Source organism: Pseudomonas sp. DR208 (genome assembly GCF_019823005.1).
Taxonomy (GTDB): Bacteria; Pseudomonadota; Gammaproteobacteria; order Pseudomonadales; family Pseudomonadaceae; genus Aquipseudomonas; species Aquipseudomonas extremorientalis.
In genome coordinates, this window is the sequence record NZ_CP081944.1 from 5,206,268 (window position 1) to 5,222,617 (window position 16,350).

14 protein-coding genes are annotated in these 16,350 nt (G+C 61.5%); 10 read left to right on the top strand and 4 right to left on the bottom strand.

Annotated features, from left to right (window positions below; genetic code table 11):
• The 6 genes from K5K89_RS23460 to K5K89_RS23485 are packed head-to-tail and all read left to right on the top strand — an operon-like array spanning position 1 to position 6,683.
• The gene (locus tag K5K89_RS23460) at positions 1-693 is read left to right on the top strand and encodes an RDD family protein (RefSeq protein WP_222540350.1); all 693 of its coding nucleotides are present in this window, start codon (positions 1-3) and stop codon (positions 691-693) included.
• Positions 690-1,670, top strand: a complete 981-nt coding sequence (locus K5K89_RS23465; RefSeq protein WP_071489373.1) for a stage II sporulation protein M — start codon at positions 690-692, stop codon at positions 1,668-1,670. Before K5K89_RS23460 ends, K5K89_RS23465 begins: the two co-directional genes overlap by 4 nt.
• Positions 1,657-3,186 carry a DUF4129 domain-containing protein gene (locus tag K5K89_RS23470; RefSeq protein ID WP_222540351.1) on the top strand — a complete coding sequence of 510 codons (1,530 nt, stop codon included), beginning with the start codon at positions 1,657-1,659 and terminating at the stop codon, positions 3,184-3,186. Before K5K89_RS23465 ends, K5K89_RS23470 begins: the two co-directional genes overlap by 14 nt.
• Positions 3,183-4,352, top strand: coding sequence for a DUF4350 domain-containing protein (locus K5K89_RS23475; RefSeq protein ID WP_222540352.1), 1,170 nt, complete (start codon positions 3,183-3,185; stop codon positions 4,350-4,352). The genes K5K89_RS23470 and K5K89_RS23475 overlap by 4 nt, the downstream gene beginning before the upstream one ends.
• Entirely contained in the window at positions 4,349-5,344 is a 996-nt protein-coding gene (locus K5K89_RS23480) for an AAA family ATPase (RefSeq protein ID WP_071489518.1), read from the top strand. The genes K5K89_RS23475 and K5K89_RS23480 overlap by 4 nt, the downstream gene beginning before the upstream one ends.
• Before the next feature lie 7 nt (positions 5,345-5,351).
• Positions 5,352-6,683, top strand: a complete 1,332-nt coding sequence (locus K5K89_RS23485; RefSeq protein WP_222540353.1) for a DUF58 domain-containing protein — start codon at positions 5,352-5,354, stop codon at positions 6,681-6,683.
• Positions 6,684-6,759: 76 nt separating this feature from the next.
• On the opposite strand, the gene K5K89_RS23490 is transcribed toward K5K89_RS23485, so the two are convergent.
• Positions 6,760-7,119: a PilZ domain-containing protein gene (locus K5K89_RS23490; protein WP_071489334.1), complete on the bottom strand. Its 360-nt coding sequence runs from the start codon at positions 7,117-7,119 to the stop codon at positions 6,760-6,762.
• Between the two features lie 224 nt (positions 7,120-7,343).
• The gene (locus K5K89_RS23495; protein ID WP_071489333.1) at positions 7,344-7,718 is read right to left on the bottom strand and encodes a hypothetical protein; all 375 of its coding nucleotides are present in this window, start codon (positions 7,716-7,718) and stop codon (positions 7,344-7,346) included.
• 173 nt (positions 7,719-7,891) lie between these two features.
• On the opposite strand from K5K89_RS23495, the gene pyk reads away from it, so the two are divergent.
• Entirely contained in the window at positions 7,892-9,343 is a 1,452-nt protein-coding gene (pyk, locus tag K5K89_RS23500; protein ID WP_071489332.1) for a pyruvate kinase, read from the top strand.
• 161 nt (positions 9,344-9,504) lie between these two features.
• Here pyk and K5K89_RS23505 read toward each other — a convergent pair whose 3' ends face one another.
• Positions 9,505-10,254 (bottom strand): enoyl-CoA hydratase, encoded by a 750-nt coding sequence (locus tag K5K89_RS23505; RefSeq protein ID WP_222540354.1) that lies wholly within the window; start codon positions 10,252-10,254, stop codon positions 9,505-9,507.
• A 30-nt stretch (positions 10,255-10,284) separates the two neighbouring features.
• The gene (locus K5K89_RS23510; RefSeq protein WP_222540355.1) at positions 10,285-11,217 is read right to left on the bottom strand and encodes an iron-sulfur-binding ferredoxin reductase; all 933 of its coding nucleotides are present in this window, start codon (positions 11,215-11,217) and stop codon (positions 10,285-10,287) included.
• 216 nt (positions 11,218-11,433) lie between these two features.
• Between K5K89_RS23510 and K5K89_RS23515 the strand changes: the two genes are divergently transcribed.
• From K5K89_RS23515 to K5K89_RS23525, 3 genes are all read left to right on the top strand, one after another.
• On the top strand, positions 11,434-12,957 hold the full coding sequence (locus tag K5K89_RS23515; RefSeq protein WP_027605509.1) for a fumarate hydratase: 1,524 nt from the start codon (positions 11,434-11,436) through the stop codon (positions 12,955-12,957).
• A 195-nt stretch (positions 12,958-13,152) separates the two neighbouring features.
• Positions 13,153-14,919, top strand: a complete 1,767-nt coding sequence (locus K5K89_RS23520; protein ID WP_071489329.1) for an ATP-binding protein — start codon at positions 13,153-13,155, stop codon at positions 14,917-14,919.
• Positions 14,913-16,238, top strand: a complete 1,326-nt coding sequence (locus K5K89_RS23525) for a sigma-54-dependent transcriptional regulator (protein WP_222540356.1) — start codon at positions 14,913-14,915, stop codon at positions 16,236-16,238. Before K5K89_RS23520 ends, K5K89_RS23525 begins: the two co-directional genes overlap by 7 nt.
• Positions 16,239-16,350 lie beyond the last annotated feature (112 nt).

Here is a 16,350-nt window from a genome sequence, read left to right on the forward strand (position 1 = left end):
ATGCCGTCAGCCCCATTGGACACCCGCTACCAGATCGAGACCCCGGAGGGCATCGACCTGCCCCTGCGCCCGGCCGGCCTGGTGCCGCGCGTGCTCGCCTTTGCCTTCGACCTGGGCGTACGCGCGGTGGTCATGGGCGTTCTGCTGGTGCCATTGGCCTTGCTTGGCAACGTCGGTATCGGCCTGGGAGCGCTGCTGCTGTTCCTGATCAGTTGGTGGTACATGGTGCTGTTCGAGGTGCTCAACCAGGGTTGCTCACCCGGCAAGCAGGTCATGGGGTTGCGTGTCGTACAAGATGACGGCACTCCGATTGGCTGGTCCGCATCACTGATCCGCAACCTGCTGCGGTTTGTCGACATGCTGCCGTTCGGCTACTGCCTCGGCGCGATCAGTTGCCTGCAGCACCCCCATTTCAAGCGCCTGGGCGACCTGGCCGCCGGCACTCTGGTGATCTACCGTGAACAGCCGCTGGTACGCCCCCGGATTCCTCAAGCGACGGCCCTGCGCCTGCCCTTCGCCCTGGATTTGAGCGAACAACGGGCGATCCTTGGTTTCGCGGAACGCCAGGGGGAACTGTCCACCGAGCGCGTTCACGAATTGGCCTCGATTCTTGCCGCCCCCTTGCAGGTATCCCCCGCCCGCGCTGCGGAACAACTCAATGGCGTGGCCCGTGGCCTGCTGGGGCCAGCATGAAACAGAGCCTTTTCGAAAGCCGTCACCAGCGCCAATGGCAAGCCTTCGCCGAGCAGCTCACACAGCTGGAGCAAGGCCAGGCCAAGGCCGGTGACGTGGCCGATTTCCCTCATCAATATCGACGCCTGTGCCAGCATTTGGCCCTGGCCCAGGAACGCGGCTACAGCAGCTATCTGGTAGACCCATTGCAACAACTGGCCCTGCGCGGCCACCAACAACTCTACCGTCATCGCAGCCAACTGGCGGCGAATGCGCTGAGCTTTGTACTCGCCGATTTTCCTCGGTTGGTACGGGAGCAGTGGCGTTTTGTGCTGATCGCCAGCCTGCTGTTCTTTGGCAGCCTGGTGGGTATTGCCCTGCTGGTCTACCTGTTTCCCGACCTGATCTACAGCATCGTCAGCCCGCAACAGGTGGCCGAGATGCAGGGCATGTACGACCCTGATGCCAGCCGCCTGGGCCGCGCCGCCGAGCGAGCATCGAGCGAAGACTGGATGATGTTCGGCTACTACGTGATGCACAACATCGGTATCGCGTTCCAGACGTTTGCCGCGGGTTTAGTGTTCGGCCTGGGCAGCGTGTTCTTTCTGATTTTCAACGGCCTCATCATCGGTGCGGTCTCCGGTCACCTGACCGAGATCGGCTATGGCCAGACCTTCTGGTCATTCGTCATCGGCCATGGCGCATTCGAACTGACCGCGATCGCCCTGGCCGGGGCCGCAGGCTTGCAGTTGGGGTGGGCACTGATCGCTCCGGGACAATTGACCCGTGGTGAATCATTGCGGCTGGCTGCACGCAAGAGCGTGCAAATGCTCTGCGGTGTCATGATTTTCCTGCTGATCGCAGCGTTCATCGAGGCTTATTGGTCATCCACCACCGTGATAACCCCGTGGGTCAAATACCTGGTGGGCGCTGTTCTGTGGCTGCTGGTGGGCACTTACCTAGGCTTTGCGGGAAGGAATCGCCATGCGCCTGACTGATGCCAGCGTGGTCATCCGGCCGCGTACTGCCTGGGAAGCCATGGATCTTGGCGCCTTGATGGCACGGGAGCATCGCGTGCTATTGATGGGCAGTTGGGCATTGGTCACCGTACCTGTGTTCGCCTTGCTTACAGCCCTGCTGTGGCAGTATCCGTCCACCGCCATATTTCTGTTCTGGTGGCTCAAGCCGGCCTTCGACCGCTTGCCGCTGTACATTTTGTCCAAGGCCCTGTTTGGTGAAACGCCCACTATCAAGCACGCTGTGCGCCAGTGGCCGCTCCTCCTCAAGGGTCAACTGCTGGCCAGCCTGACCTGGCGACGGCTGAGCCTGAGCCGCAGCTTTGTAATGCCGGTGAGCCAACTCGAAGGCCTGGACGGCCCGGCACGCCAGAAACGCCTGGGCGTGTTGCAGCAACGCAATGCCGGAGCCGCGCGCTGGCTCACCATCATCGGAATGCACCTGGAAATAGGCCTGTGGTTCGGCTGCATGGCACTGTTCTATCTGTTCATCCCACAAAACCTCGAGATGGATTGGGACTGGCAGCGCCTGTTATTGGCGACAAGTTCGGAAGGGTTATGGCTGGAGCACCTGGGCAACGCATTCTATGTCTTGCTGCTGATATTTTGGGAGCCCATCTATGTCGCCTGCGGCTTCAGCCTCTACCTTAATCGTCGCACCGTATTGGAAGCCTGGGACCTGGAGCTGGTCTTCCGACGCCTTCGTCAGCGCCTGAGCAATGTGGCCCCGCTGTTGTTATTGATGATCGGACTGATGCTGCTGCCTCTCAGCCCTCCTGTCATGGCCGAAGCTTCCAGTCCCTCCAAACCGCTGAGTACCCCGAGCGCGAGCCAATCCATCAAATCGCTGCTGGACAAACCGCCCTTCAAGAACCCGGAAACCGTAACCCGTTATCGGTTTGGCGAAGAAAAGCCAGCCGGTAGAAACAAAACACACAGTGACGGCAGACTTCCCGATTGGCTGAAGGCGCTGCTGGACAACCTCAACAGCGATACCTTCAAGCACATCGCCCAAGGCTTGGAAGTTCTACTGTGGGGCGTTTTCATCGGCAGCCTGATCATGCTCGCGTGGCGTTACCGAGACTGGTTGCACACCTTCGTCAGCCGGCGCGGGCCGCGTGAGACAGAGGTTGCCAAACCGCTGCCCACGCAATTGTTCGGTCTTGAACTGGGTACCGAGACCTTGCCCGACGACGTTGCCGAAGCCGCCGAACAGCTATGGGCCACCCAACCCAGGGTAGCCCTCGCCCTGCTGTATCGAGGCCTGCTCAGCCGGTTATTGCATGATTTCAACCTGCCATTGAAAAGCGCTGATACCGAAGGCCAGGTCCTGGCACGTGTACACCAATTGCAGCAACCACAGCTGCTGGCCTTCAGTGATGAACTGACCCGGCATTGGCAAAACCTCGCTTATGGTCACCGCCTGCCTCCGCTGCCTGCCCAGCAGAAACTATGCAGTGATTGGCGCGCCCTGTTCAGCCCAGGGAGCAATTCATGAATCGGCCATTACGATGGGTGGGGTTATTACTGGCGTGCCTGCTTGGCGCGGGCGGTTACTACGTATGGAGCAAGGCGACTCCCTATGACGAAGTGGTAGATCGTGGTCCTTCGCCAGAGGCGCTGGCCAATCCTTACCTGGCAGCCGAACACTTTCTGCGCCAACAAGGCCTGACCGTAGAGCATGCGTATAACCTGAAACAGCTGGACACCTTGCCCTCCAAGGGCAACAGCCTACTGCTGCTCGGCGAGCGCAGTAATATGTCGCCACGCCAGGTAGAACAGTTGCTGGAGTGGGCCAGGTCAGGCGGCCATCTGTTGCTGGTCGCCGAGGCGCTGTGGGATGAAGAGACTGGCAAAAGCGGTGACCTGCTGCTCGATCGCCTCCAGATTCACCAGACACTGAGTGACGAACCTGAAGAACCTGCCACTTCCCTCAAAAAGCCCTCAAGCAAGAAAGCCCGGGACCTGACCAAACTCTATGTCGACAATGAAACCGCACCGGCTTATTTCAGTTTCGACACAGATTTCAACCTGACCGACCCCAAGCACCTGGCTCAATTCTCCGCCAACAGCGCAAGGGCCAGCCACCTGATGCAGCTCGACCTTGGGGAAGGCAGCGTCACAGTGATCACGGACAGCGACCTGTGGAAAACCCCGAACATCGGCAAGCACGACAACGCCTGGCTGCTGTGGTACCTGAACCAGGGCACCGCCGTGACTTTGCTGTTCAACAGCGACTTCGACGACCTGTTCACCTTGCTGATGCGGTATTTCCCCCAAGCCCTGGTGGCACTCACTGCCCTCGTCGCCTTGGGACTTTGGCGGGCCGGCGTGCGTCAAGGCCCGATTCGGGCCCCTGCATCCCCCGCGCGTCGCCAATTGCAGGAACACCTGAAAGCCAGTGCCGATTTCCTGCTGCGGCGCAGCGGCCAGGGCACCCTGCTGCAGGCCTTGCAACGCGATATCTTGCGTGCGGCCCGACGCCGCCACCCCGGTTTTGAACGCCTCGACAACGCAGAACAGCGCCGCGTGCTTGAACACCTGACGCGCCAACCCTCTCACGTCATCAACCAGGCCCTTGGCCCACTCCCGGCAAAACGGCTTTCCAGCGCCGATTTCAGCCGACAGGTGGCGTGCCTGCAAACCCTCAGGAATGCCTTATGAGTGATTTCCCAAGCACCACTGCCTTGACCAGTGAAGCCCTGCAACGCGCCAGTGGGCAAGCCCAAGCCCTGCGCACTGAGTTGCGCAAGGCAGTGATTGGCCAGGATTCGGTGATCGAAGACGTCCTGACCGCGCTGATCGCCGGTGGCCACGTGCTGCTCGAAGGCGTGCCAGGGCTGGGCAAAACCTTGCTGGTGCGCGCCCTGGCACGCTGCTTCGAGGGCGATTTCGCGCGTATCCAGTTCACCCCGGACCTGATGCCCAGCGACGTCACAGGCCACGCCGTGTATGACCTGCATACCGAACAGTTCAAGCTGCGCAAGGGGCCGGTGTTCACCCACTTGTTGCTGGCCGATGAAATCAACCGTGCTCCAGCCAAGACCCAGGCAGCCTTGCTCGAGGCCATGCAGGAACGGCAGGTGACCCTCGAAGGCGAGGCGCTGCCCATCGGCCAACCGTTCATGGTGTTGGCGACCCAGAATCCCATCGAACAGGAAGGCACATACCCCCTGCCGGAGGCGGAACTGGATCGCTTCATGCTCAAGGTGCGCATGGATTACCCCGACGCGCAGCAGGAACTGGAGATGGTGCGCGAAGTCACCCGCTCGTCGCGGGCCGACATGCTGGCTGTACACCCATTGCGCACCGTATTGCAGGCCGAAGATGTGCTGCAACTGCAGCAGGTTGCCAGTGACCTTGCCCTGGATGAACAGGTGCTCGACTATGCCGTGCGCCTGGCACGCGCTACACGCAGCTGGCCAGGGCTGGCGATCGGTGCAGGACCGCGCGCCTCAATCGACCTGGTCCGCGGCGCCCGTGCCCGCGCCTTGTTGCGCGGTGGTGAATTTGTAACACCGGACGATATCAAGGGATGCGCCCTGGCAGTACTGCGTCATCGCGTACGTATCGCCCCAGAGCTGGATATCGATGGGCTGGAGGTCGACCAGGTGCTCCGGCAGTTGTTGGATCAGATTCCGGCACCCCGGCAGTGACTCGCCCATGAAACCGACCCGTCTGCTGTTGAACTGGCTTGGCGCATTGCTGGGTCTGGGCATTTTGCTGGGCACTGCGGCAGCATTGCAGCTCACAGTACCGGACACCTTGCACTCAGTCGTTTGGGGATTACTCCTGGCGTTATTTCTGTTGGCCATGCTGGACGCCGTACGATTGCATCGCCGTCCATCTCCGCATGTACAACGGCAGATGCCCGGCAGCCTGGCGCTGGGACGCTGGGGCGAAATCCGCCTGGCTCTGGAGCACGACTTCCCACAGCCGCTGACGGTGCAGGTATTCGATCATTCCCCCGACGGGCTGAGCGTGGAGAACATGCCTCAACCCATAACCTTGTATCCCGGTGAACGCAGCGAACTGGGCTACCGCCTTCGCCCCCTGCGGCGCGGGCATTTCAGTTTCAGTCGTTGCGAAATACATCTGCCCAGCCCTATGGGGCTGTGGGCGGCACGACGCCTTATCGAAGTGAGCGATTCCACCCGCGTCTACCCGGATTTCGCTCGGCTCTACGGCGCCCAACTGCTGGGTGTGGACAACTGGCTGAGCCAATTGGGCGTTCGTCAACGTCAAAGGCGCGGTCTGGGGCTGGAATTTCATCAACTACGTGAGTTTCGCGAAGGCGACAGCCTGCGACAGATCGACTGGAAAGCCACCGCCCGACAACGCACCCCCATCGCCCGTGAATACCAGGATGAGCGCGACCAACAAATCGTGTTCATGCTTGATTGCGGCCGGCGCATGCGAAGCCAGGATGACGAACTGTCTCATTTTGACCACGCCCTCAATGCGTGCCTGCTGCTCAGCTATGTTGCCTTGCGCCAGGGCGATGCCGTGGGGCTGTGCACCTTTGCCGGTGACCAATCGCGCTACCTGGCGCCGGTCAAGGGCATTAGCCAGTTGAACCTGTTGCTCAATGCGGTGTACGACCTGGACACCACCCGACGGATCGCCGATTATCAGGCGGCGGCAAGCCAACTGCTGGCCCGGCAGAAGCGTCGAGCCTTGGTCATTGTGGTGAGCAACCTGCGGGACGAGGACGATGAAGCCCTGTTGACGGCCGTCAAACGCATCAGTCGTCAACATAAGGTGCTGGTGGTCAGCTTGCGCGAGGAGGTACTCGACCAACTGCGTCAAGCCCCCGTGCAAACCTTGCCCGAAGCCCTGGCCTACAGCGGCACTATCGACTACCTCAACACACGGGACGAGCTGCATGACCGCCTGACCGCACATGGCTTATCCGTCCTGGACACCTTGCCATCCGAGCTGGGCCCCGCACTGGTGACACGCTACCTGGGCTGGAAGAAAGCCGGCGCTTTCTGAGACAAGCGTTCTGAAAAACCACACTCGACCACGGTAGAGGTAAATCCCTCTGAACCGGGTCGACAGTGCGTTGTAGCTAGGCCGAAGCCTGCAAGGGGTCAAAACTGAAGTAATGCAACAAGACGTTGATCAATTGCCCATACTCCTCCGGGGCCTGCAGCACACTGAACCCGGAATCGTAATGCTGCGGGTTGATATCTTCGTGGCTCCACAGGCAGGTAGCCGTGAGATCAATGGGATAAAAGGTGCCGTCAGCCTCCGGAATCTTCAAGCGCAGCTCGAAATCCACGTCGACCATCATGGGCAATTGGCTGATCAACATCAGCCCGTCTTCCGAAACATTGCCCAAAAAACCGATGGGCTTGTCGGTGAGACGGTTAAACACTTGCAGGAAGTAAGGTAGCTGATGCCGCTCGATCCGTCGGTCGGTAAACATGGTGAGATCGCCATCCAGTGGCCATAACGCGGCCGTGCCAGTGATTCGGAACGAGTAATAAAACCCGCTCTCCATGGATCTCGGTAAGACAACGGGCAATAGTCCGTCGCCAGAACAGCTACCGAGTCCGGGCCCACATTCGTTTGCATAGAAACTTGTACAAACGAACATTCAAAGGATAGCCCAAGACTGGCAACAGGCCAGTTATGAAATGGCGATTATCATCACAATGAAGCGGGACGCGGCTGGGCGACACTTGCACCGCGGTAATGCCCCAACTGCTGCAAGGTATCGAGCCTCGCACGAGCACGATAGGCGTACTCACTCGACGGGTACTGATTGATGATGAATTGATAGGTCTGCACCGCATCGACGAACAGTTTCTGCCGTTCAAGGCATTGCCCGCGCAACATCGATACCTCCGGTTGCACATAGCGGCGCGTGCGGCTTTCACGGTCGACCTGGGACAACTCCAGGGTAACACGCTCGCAATCGCCGACCTTGTAGGCGCGGTAGGCATTGTTCAAATGGTGGTCCATCGACCAACGGGTGCAGCCGACAACACTGACGGCCAGGGCAGCAATGAGCAAAATTCGCATGAGGGTTCTCCTGTCTTGTGCAGTGTATCGACCCCTCGTTAAAAATCTTCAAGGATGTTCGTATCCAGCCGCAGCGAAAACAAGGCAATCGTCGATAAGTAGTGCAAACGAACAATGACTACAACGAAAGAGCATAGTAGCCTTCCTCAGCGCTTGAACTCAGGAGTCTGTGCATGTCCGTCCGTCGTACCAAAATCGTCGCCACCCTTGGCCCGGCCAGCAACTCGCCGGAAGTCCTCGAACAGCTGATTCTGGCTGGTTTGGACGTTGCCCGTCTGAACTTCTCCCACGGCACCCCGGACGAGCACAAGGCTCGCGCCAAGCTGGTGCGTGACCTGGCTGCCAAGCACGGCCGCTTCGTGGCACTGCTGGGTGACCTGCAAGGTCCGAAAATCCGCATCGCCAAGTTCGCCAACAAGCGGATCGAGCTGAAAATCGGCGACACCTTCACCTTCTCCACCAGCCACTCGCTGACCGAAGGCAACCAGCAAGTCGTGGGTATTGACTACCCGGACCTGGTCAAGGACTGCGGCGTCGGTGACGAACTGCTGCTGGACGATGGCCGCGTGGTCATGCGCGTCGACACCGCCACCGGCACCGAGTTGATCTGCACCGTGACCATCGGCGGCCCGCTGTCCGACCACAAAGGCATCAACCGTCGTGGCGGTGGCTTGACGGCACCGGCCCTGACGGAAAAAGACAAGGCTGACATCAAGCTCGCCGCCGAAATGGAAGTGGACTACCTCGCCGTGTCCTTCCCGCGCGATGCCGCCGACATGGAGTACGCTCGCAAACTGCGCGACGAAGCCGGCGGTACCGCCTGGCTGGTGGCGAAAATCGAACGCGCCGAAGCCGTGGCCGACGACGAAACCCTCGACGGCCTGATCAAGGCTTCAGACGCGGTGATGGTTGCCCGTGGCGACTTGGGCGTGGAAATCGGTGACGCCGAGCTGATCGGTATCCAGAAAAAGATCATCCTGCACGCACGCCGCCACAACAAAGCGGTGATCGTGGCAACCCAGATGATGGAATCGATGATCCAGAATCCGATGCCGACCCGTGCCGAAGTGTCCGACGTGGCCAACGCCGTGCTCGACTACACCGACGCCGTGATGCTCTCGGCTGAAAGCGCCGCCGGCCCGTACCCGCTGGAAGCCGTGCAAGCCATGGCGCGTATCTGCCTCGGCGCTGAAAAGCACCCGACCAGCAAGACCTCCAGCCACCGTATTGGCAAAGAGTTCGAAAGCTGCGACCAGAGCATCGCCCTGGCCGCCATGTACACCGCCAACCACTTCCCCGGTGTAAAGGCGATCATCGCCTTGACCGAAAGTGGCTACACGCCTTTGATCATGTCGCGCATTCGTTCCTCGGTGCCGATCTACGCGTTCACCCCGCACCGTGAAGCACAGGCACGCGCGGCGCTGTTCCGTGGCGTGTACACGGTTCCGTTTGATCCGGCTTCACTGGCACCGAACGAAGTCAGCCAGAAGGCAATCGACGAGTTGGTCAAGCGCGGCGTCGTAGAGCAAGGCGACTGGGTCATCCTGACCAAAGGCGACAGCTACCACACCACCGGTGGCACCAATGGCATGAAGATCCTGCACGTGGGCGACCCGCAGGTCTGAGTGACACGCTGAAAAACAAAAGCCCCGCCATGAAAATGGCGGGGCTTTTTGCATTTCAGGGAAGCGGTTGTGTGATGCCAAAGGACCTCATCTTGACCGCGCCGCCGACCAAAGGTGGGAGGGGGCTTGCCCCCGATGAAGCCCGATCAACCACCACACGTTCATCGCCGGGTGATAAACGCGGACAGCGCCGCAATCGCCTCCGGCGACTTCAACCGCTGGGTGAACAAGGCGCCCTCCTCCTCGATCACCTGGCGCAACTGCTCGCGATCCACACTTTTCATGAGCTGCTTGGTCACCTGCACCGCACCCGGCGCCAGGGTCTCAAACCGTTCGGCCACTTCCCGCGCCTTGGCCAGCGCCGCCTCGCCGTTGCCCAGCGCTTCAGTGGCAAGCCCCCAGGCCACTGCCTGTTCGCCGGTAAATCCCTCACCCAACAGCAACAATTCGGCGGCCTTTGCGTGCCCCAGCAACCTCGGCAAGATCAGGCTCGAGCCAAACTCCGGGCACAGCCCCAGGTTGACGAACGGCATGCGCAAACGCGCATCGCGGCTGATGTACACCAGGTCGCAATGCAGTAGCAGGGTTGTACCAATACCCACCGCAGACCCCGCCACCGCAGCAATTACGGGTTTTCGACAGTTGAGCAGGCTTTTCATGAAGTGAAACGGTGGGCTGTCGAGGTCGCTGGGCGGCTGTTCGAGAAAATCACCGATGTCGTTGCCGGCCGTGAAGCACTCGCTGCTGCCCTGGATCAGCACGCAGCGGATATCGGCATCCGCGTCGGCGTGCTCCAGTGCATTGGCCAATTGCGTGTACATGGCGCGGGTCAGAGCGTTCTTCTTGTCGGGACGATTGAACTGCAGGATCAACGCCCCGCGTTCGCGCAACTGTTGGATGGCATCGGTCATGGCAAATCTCGCGGCTGGAACATTCAGCGCTCAACCGCGGGGCAAGAACACATCGGCCAGCAGCTGATTACGCGGCAATCCCGCCAGGAACAGGCGCCTGGAAAACGCCTCGACGCTGGCCGGGTGCCCGCAGAGTAAGGCCAGCGTTTGCCGCGAAACAAGCCGCAGTTGCGCCAATGCCTGGGCCACCTGCGCCGCCGTCCACAGTTCCACCGACAGGTTGGGATGCTGTGCAGCCAGCGCAGCCAAGGGCTCGGCCAGATAATGGCCTTCGGCATCATGGGCCAGGTGAATGACGCGGATGGCGCCCTGGTGATCCTGGCGCAGCGCCTCACGCAACACGCCCCACAGGGGCCCCAACCCAGTGCCGGATGCCAGCAGCCACAATGGCCGTGTTTGCCAGTCCGGATCATATTGCAGCGCACCGCCGCGCAAATCCCCCAGGCGCAGTCGATCACCCACCTGCAACTGCCGGGCAAGATCGCTGAATTCGCCGGGCAGGCGACAATCGAGATGAAACTCCAGGAATGGATCTTCCTGGGGCAAGCTCGCCAGGGAATACGGTCGCGCCACTTGCCCGGCCCACAACACCAGGTGCTGCCCAGCCCGGTAACGCAAACCTCGCTGTGGTTGCAGGCGCAGGCGCAGCACGTTCGGGTTCAGCCAATCGACACCCACCACCTGGGCCGGCAAGCCGTCACGCGTCGGGTCAAACGTTTCGACCCGCAGGTCGCCGCTGACCTGACACTGGCAGGCCAACCGCCAGCCGTCCTGGCGCTGCGCCGGGCTCAAGGCCTCGGGCTGCTTGTCTTCGACCTCGCCCTGGCACCGCACCAGGCAGGCATGGCAACTGCCGGCGCGGCAACTGTAGGGCACGGCCACACCCGCCAGGTTCAAGGCATCCAGCAGGTTGCTGCCGGGGGCTACCGACCAATGGTGTTCGCCGACGTACAGTTCAGGCATATAAGGACTCAATCACAAGGGGCGCGCACAGGGAATCATGCCTGCGACAGTTTGACCATAGTCGGGTGTATCGGCCACCGTGCCGGGTTATACTGCCGCGCCTTTTTAGCGTCGCGCCTGCACCACTTTGGCGTGCCTTGGAAAGGTGGCCCCAGCCGACCGATGCAACACTGGGCCCACCTTTATTGAATGTTCCCTTATAGAGGAGCGCGACTCATGACCGTGATCAAGCAAGACGACCTGATTCAGAGCGTTGCCGACGCCCTGCAATTCATTTCCTACTACCACCCCGTTGATTTCATCCAGGCCATGCACGAAGCCTACCTGCGCGAAGAATCGCCAGCAGCCCGTGATTCCATCGCCCAGATCCTGATCAATTCGCGCATGTGCGCCACCGGCCATCGTCCGATCTGCCAGGACACCGGTATCGTCACCGTGTTCGTGCGCGTGGGCATGGACGTGCGTTGGGATGGCGCCACCATGGGCCTGGACGACATGATCAACGAAGGCGTGCGTCGCGCCTACAACCTGCCGGAAAACGTCCTGCGTGCATCCATCCTCGCCGACCCGGCAGGCGCGCGCAAAAACACCAAGGACAACACCCCGGCGGTCATCCACTACTCCATCGTCCCGGGTAACACCGTGGAAGTGGACGTGGCGGCCAAGGGTGGCGGCTCCGAGAACAAGTCGAAAATGGCCATGCTCAACCCGTCCGACTCGATCGTCGACTGGGTGCTCAAGACCGTTCCGACCATGGGCGCCGGCTGGTGCCCACCGGGCATGCTGGGTATCGGCATCGGCGGCACCGCCGAGAAAGCTGCGGTGATGGCCAAGGAAGTGTTGATGGAATCCATCGACATCCACGAGCTGAAAAAGCGCGGCCCGCAGAACCGTATCGAAGAAATGCGCCTGGAGCTGTTCGAGAAGGTCAACCAACTGGGCATCGGCGCCCAGGGCCTGGGTGGTCTGACCACCGTGCTCGACGTGAAGATCATGGACTACCCGACCCACGCCGCGTCACTGCCGGTGTGCATGATCCCCAACTGCGCCGCCACCCGCCACGCACACTTCGTGCTCGACGGTTCGGGCCCGGCGTCGCTGGAAGCGCCACCGTTGGATGCCTACCCGGAAATCGTCTGGGAAGCCGGCCCGTCGGCCCGTCGCGTCAACCTCGACACCCTGACCCCGGAAGAAGTGCAGAGCTGGAAACCAGGCGAGACCGTGTTGCTCAACGGCAAGATGCTCACCGGTCGCGACGCCGCGCACAAACGCATGGTCGAGATGCTGAACAAGGGCGAAAGCCTGCCGGTGGACCTGAAAGGTCGCTTCATCTACTACGTCGGGCCGGTTGATCCGGTGCGCGAAGAAGTGGTTGGCCCGGCAGGCCCGACCACCGCTACGCGGATGGACAAGTTCACTCGCCAGATCCTCGAACAAACCGGCCTGCTGGGCATGATCGGCAAATCCGAACGCGGCCCGACTGCGATCGAAGCGATCAAGGACCACAAGGCCGTGTACCTGATGGCCGTCGGCGGCGCTGCTTACCTGGTGGCGCAAGCCATCAAGAAGTCGCGTGTTGTCGCGTTTGCCGAACTGGGCATGGAAGCGATCTACGAGTTCGACGTGAAAGACATGCCGGTCACCGTTGCTGTCGACAGCAAGGGCGAGTCCGTGCACATCACCGGTCCTGCCATCTGGCAGAAAAAGATCAGTGAAAGCCTGGCGGTAGAAGTGCAGTAAGCGCTTCCCCTCCAAACATAAAGGCGACTGCGGCCCATGGCCCGGTCGCCTTTTTTATGGCCTGTGGAAAACGCGGCGGTTGTGACCTCTGGGCTTTCTGTGACCACTGGGCTTGTTGTGGCGAGCGGGCTTGCCCCAACATGAACGTCGTGCATGCTATGGTGCACTCCCCTTACCGTGCCTGCCCATCACCGTATGATCGTGATCCCGCGCGCCCTGCGCCTGACCTTCTACTCCCTGCTGATCATCGCTGGCGCACTGCTGGCCGCAGCCCTGGCCACCCGCCACGCTGAACGCCAGGCCCTGGTGGACGATGCCGCCCGTGCCAATCAGCAACTTGCACTCTATGCCAGCTCGTTGCACACCCTGATCGAACGCTACCGTGCGCTACCCGCCGTGCTGGCGCTGGACTCGGAAATGATCAGCGCGTTGAAAGGCCCGCTGGACGCCGCCACCCAGGACGTGCTCAACCGCAAGCTCGAACGCATCAATGGGGCCGCGCAATCCTCCACCCTGGAATTGATGGATCGCACCGGCCTGGCGGTCGCCGCCAGCAACTGGAACCTGCCGAGCAGTTACGTGGGCCATAACTACGCGTTCCGGCCGTACTTCAGCCAAACCCTGAGCCAGGGCACCGGGCGTTTTTATGCGGTAGGGGTGACGACCGGCATCCCAGGGTATTTCCTCTCCAGCGCCGTGCTGGATGAACACGAGCAGTTCCTCGGCGCCATGGTGGTCAAGCTGGAGTTCCCCGAGCTCGAACGCGAATGGGCCCAGGGCAATGACCTGCTGCTGGTCAGCGATGCGCGCGGCATCGTGTTTATCGCCAACCAGCCCGGCTGGCGTTATCGCAACCTGCGACCGTTATCGGCCAACGACCTTGCCGAGCTGAAAGCCACCCGCCAATACGACAAAAAACAACTGCAGGCGCTGGAAACCCACACCCTGCAGCGCTTTGACGAAAACAGCCACCTGATGCGCGTCAACGGCCCGGATGGCAATGCCAACTACATCTGGGAATCGCTGCCCCTGAAAGCCGAAGGCTGGACCCTGCACCTGCTGCGCAAGCCCCAATTCGCCTTTGAGGACCAACGCAACGCCGGGCTCGCTGCCGCCGGTTCCTGGCTGGCGCTGGTGTTCCTGGTGCTGTTCCTGACCCAACGCTGGCGCCTGGCCCGCTTGCGCCAGCGCAGTCGCGAGGAGCTTGAGCAACTGGTGGAAGAACGCACCCAGGCGTTGCGCACCGCCCAGGATGGCTTGGTGCAATCGGCCAAATTGGCGGCGCTGGGGCAGATGTCCGCCGCCCTCGCCCACGAAATCAACCAGCCACTGACCGCCCAGCGCATGCAGTTGGCCACCTTGCGCCTGCTGCTCGATCACGGCCGCATTGACGACGCTTACCAGGCCCTCACGCCGCTGGACGATATGCTCACACGCATGGCCGCGCTCACCGGCCACCTCAAGACCTTCGCGCGCAAAAGCCCGAGTGGCCTGCGCGAACGCCTGGACTTGGCCACGGTGGTCGACCAATCCCTGCACCTGCTCGACGCACGCCTGCGCGATGAGGCCATCGGCGTGGTGCTGGACCTGGCCCGCCCCGCCTGGGTACGCGGTGATGCGATCCGCCTGGAACAGGTGCTGATCAATCTGTTACGCAACGCCCTCGACGCCATGGCCGACAAACCGCGCAAACGCCTGGAAATCCGCCTGCACGCCGACCAGCAACTCTGGCAACTCACGGTCAGCGACAGCGGCGGCGGGATTGCCGAAGAACACCTGAGCAGCGTGTTCGACCCGTTCTTCACCACCAAGCCGGTGGGAGACGGCCTCGGCTTGGGGCTGGCGGTGTCCTACGCTATCGTGCACGAATTGGGCGGTCGCCTGATCGCCGGTAACCGGGGCGACGGCGCAGTCTTTACCCTGACCTTGCCCATCGCGCTGGAGACGCCCGACCTATGTTGAACGCGGTGATTGTGGTCGATGACGAAGCCAGCATCCGCACGGCCGTCGAGCAATGGTTGAGCCTGTCAGGCTTTGAAGTGCAGTTGTTCGGCCGCGCCGAAGAATGCCTGGCGCAGCTGCCCAGGGATTTTCCCGGCGTAATCCTCAGCGACGTGCGCATGCCGGGTCTCAGCGGTCTGGAACTGCTGGCTGAAGTGCGGCGCCGTGATGCCGATTTACCGGTGATCCTGCTCACCGGCCATGGCGATGTACCGATGGCGGTCGAAGCCATGCGCGACGGCGCCTATGACTTCCTCGAAAAACCCTTCAGCCCCGACGCCCTGCTCAACAGCCTGCGCCGTGCACTGGACAAACGTGGCTTGATCCTGGAAAACCGTCGCCTGCATCAGCAGGCCGACCACCGGGCGCAATTGGAATCGACGCTGCTGGGCGTGTCCCGGGGTTTGCAGACCTTGCGCCGCCAGGTGCTGGACCTGGCGAGTCTGCCGGTCAACGTGCTGATCCGTGGCGAGACCGGCAGTGGCAAGGAAATGGTCGCGCGCTGCCTGCATGATTTTGGTCCACGTGCGAAGAAGCCATTCGTGGCGCTCAATTGCGCGGCGATCCCGGAACAGTTATTCGAGGCCGAGCTGTTTGGTCACGAAAGCGGCGCGTTCACCGGCGCCCAGGGCAAGCGCATCGGCAAGCTGGAATACGCCCACGGCGGCACGCTGTTCCTCGATGAAATCGAAAGCATGCCGCTGGCCCAACAGGTGAAATTGCTGCGTGTGCTGCAGGAGCAGAAGTTGGAGCGGCTGGGCTCCAACCAGAGCATCCACGTGGACCTGCGCATCATCGCCGCCACCAAGCCGGACCTGCTGGAAGAGGCCCGCGCCGGGCGCTTTCGCGAAGACCTGGCGTATCGATTGAACGTCGCGCAATTGCGCCTGCCGCCCCTGCGCGAGCGCCGCGAAGATATCCCGTTGCTGTTCGATCATTTTGCACAAAGTGCTGCCGAACGCCTGGGCCGCACCGTCGAGCCATTGAGCGGCGCGCAGTTGGGGCGCTTGCTCAGCCATGACTGGCCGGGCAACGTGCGCGAGTTGGCCAACGTCGCCGAACGCCAGGTGCTGGGCCTGGGCGACCCGGAGCCGGAGGGCATCGAGGCCGGACAGTCCCTGGCCGCGCAGCAAGAGGCCTTCGAAGCCCACTGCCTGAAAACCGCGCTGACCCGACACAAAGGCGATATCAAGGCGGTACTGGCCGAGCTGCAACTGCCACGGCGCACCTTCAATGAGAAGATGCAGCGCCATGGGTTGGTGCGGGAGATGTTTCTCTAGGCCAACCTTTGCGTTGACTGCCAGGCCTTATCGGGGGCAAGCCCCCTCCCACATTTTGATCTGTGAACACATTCAAGTGTGGGAGGGGGCTTGCCCCCGATGAGGACAACAG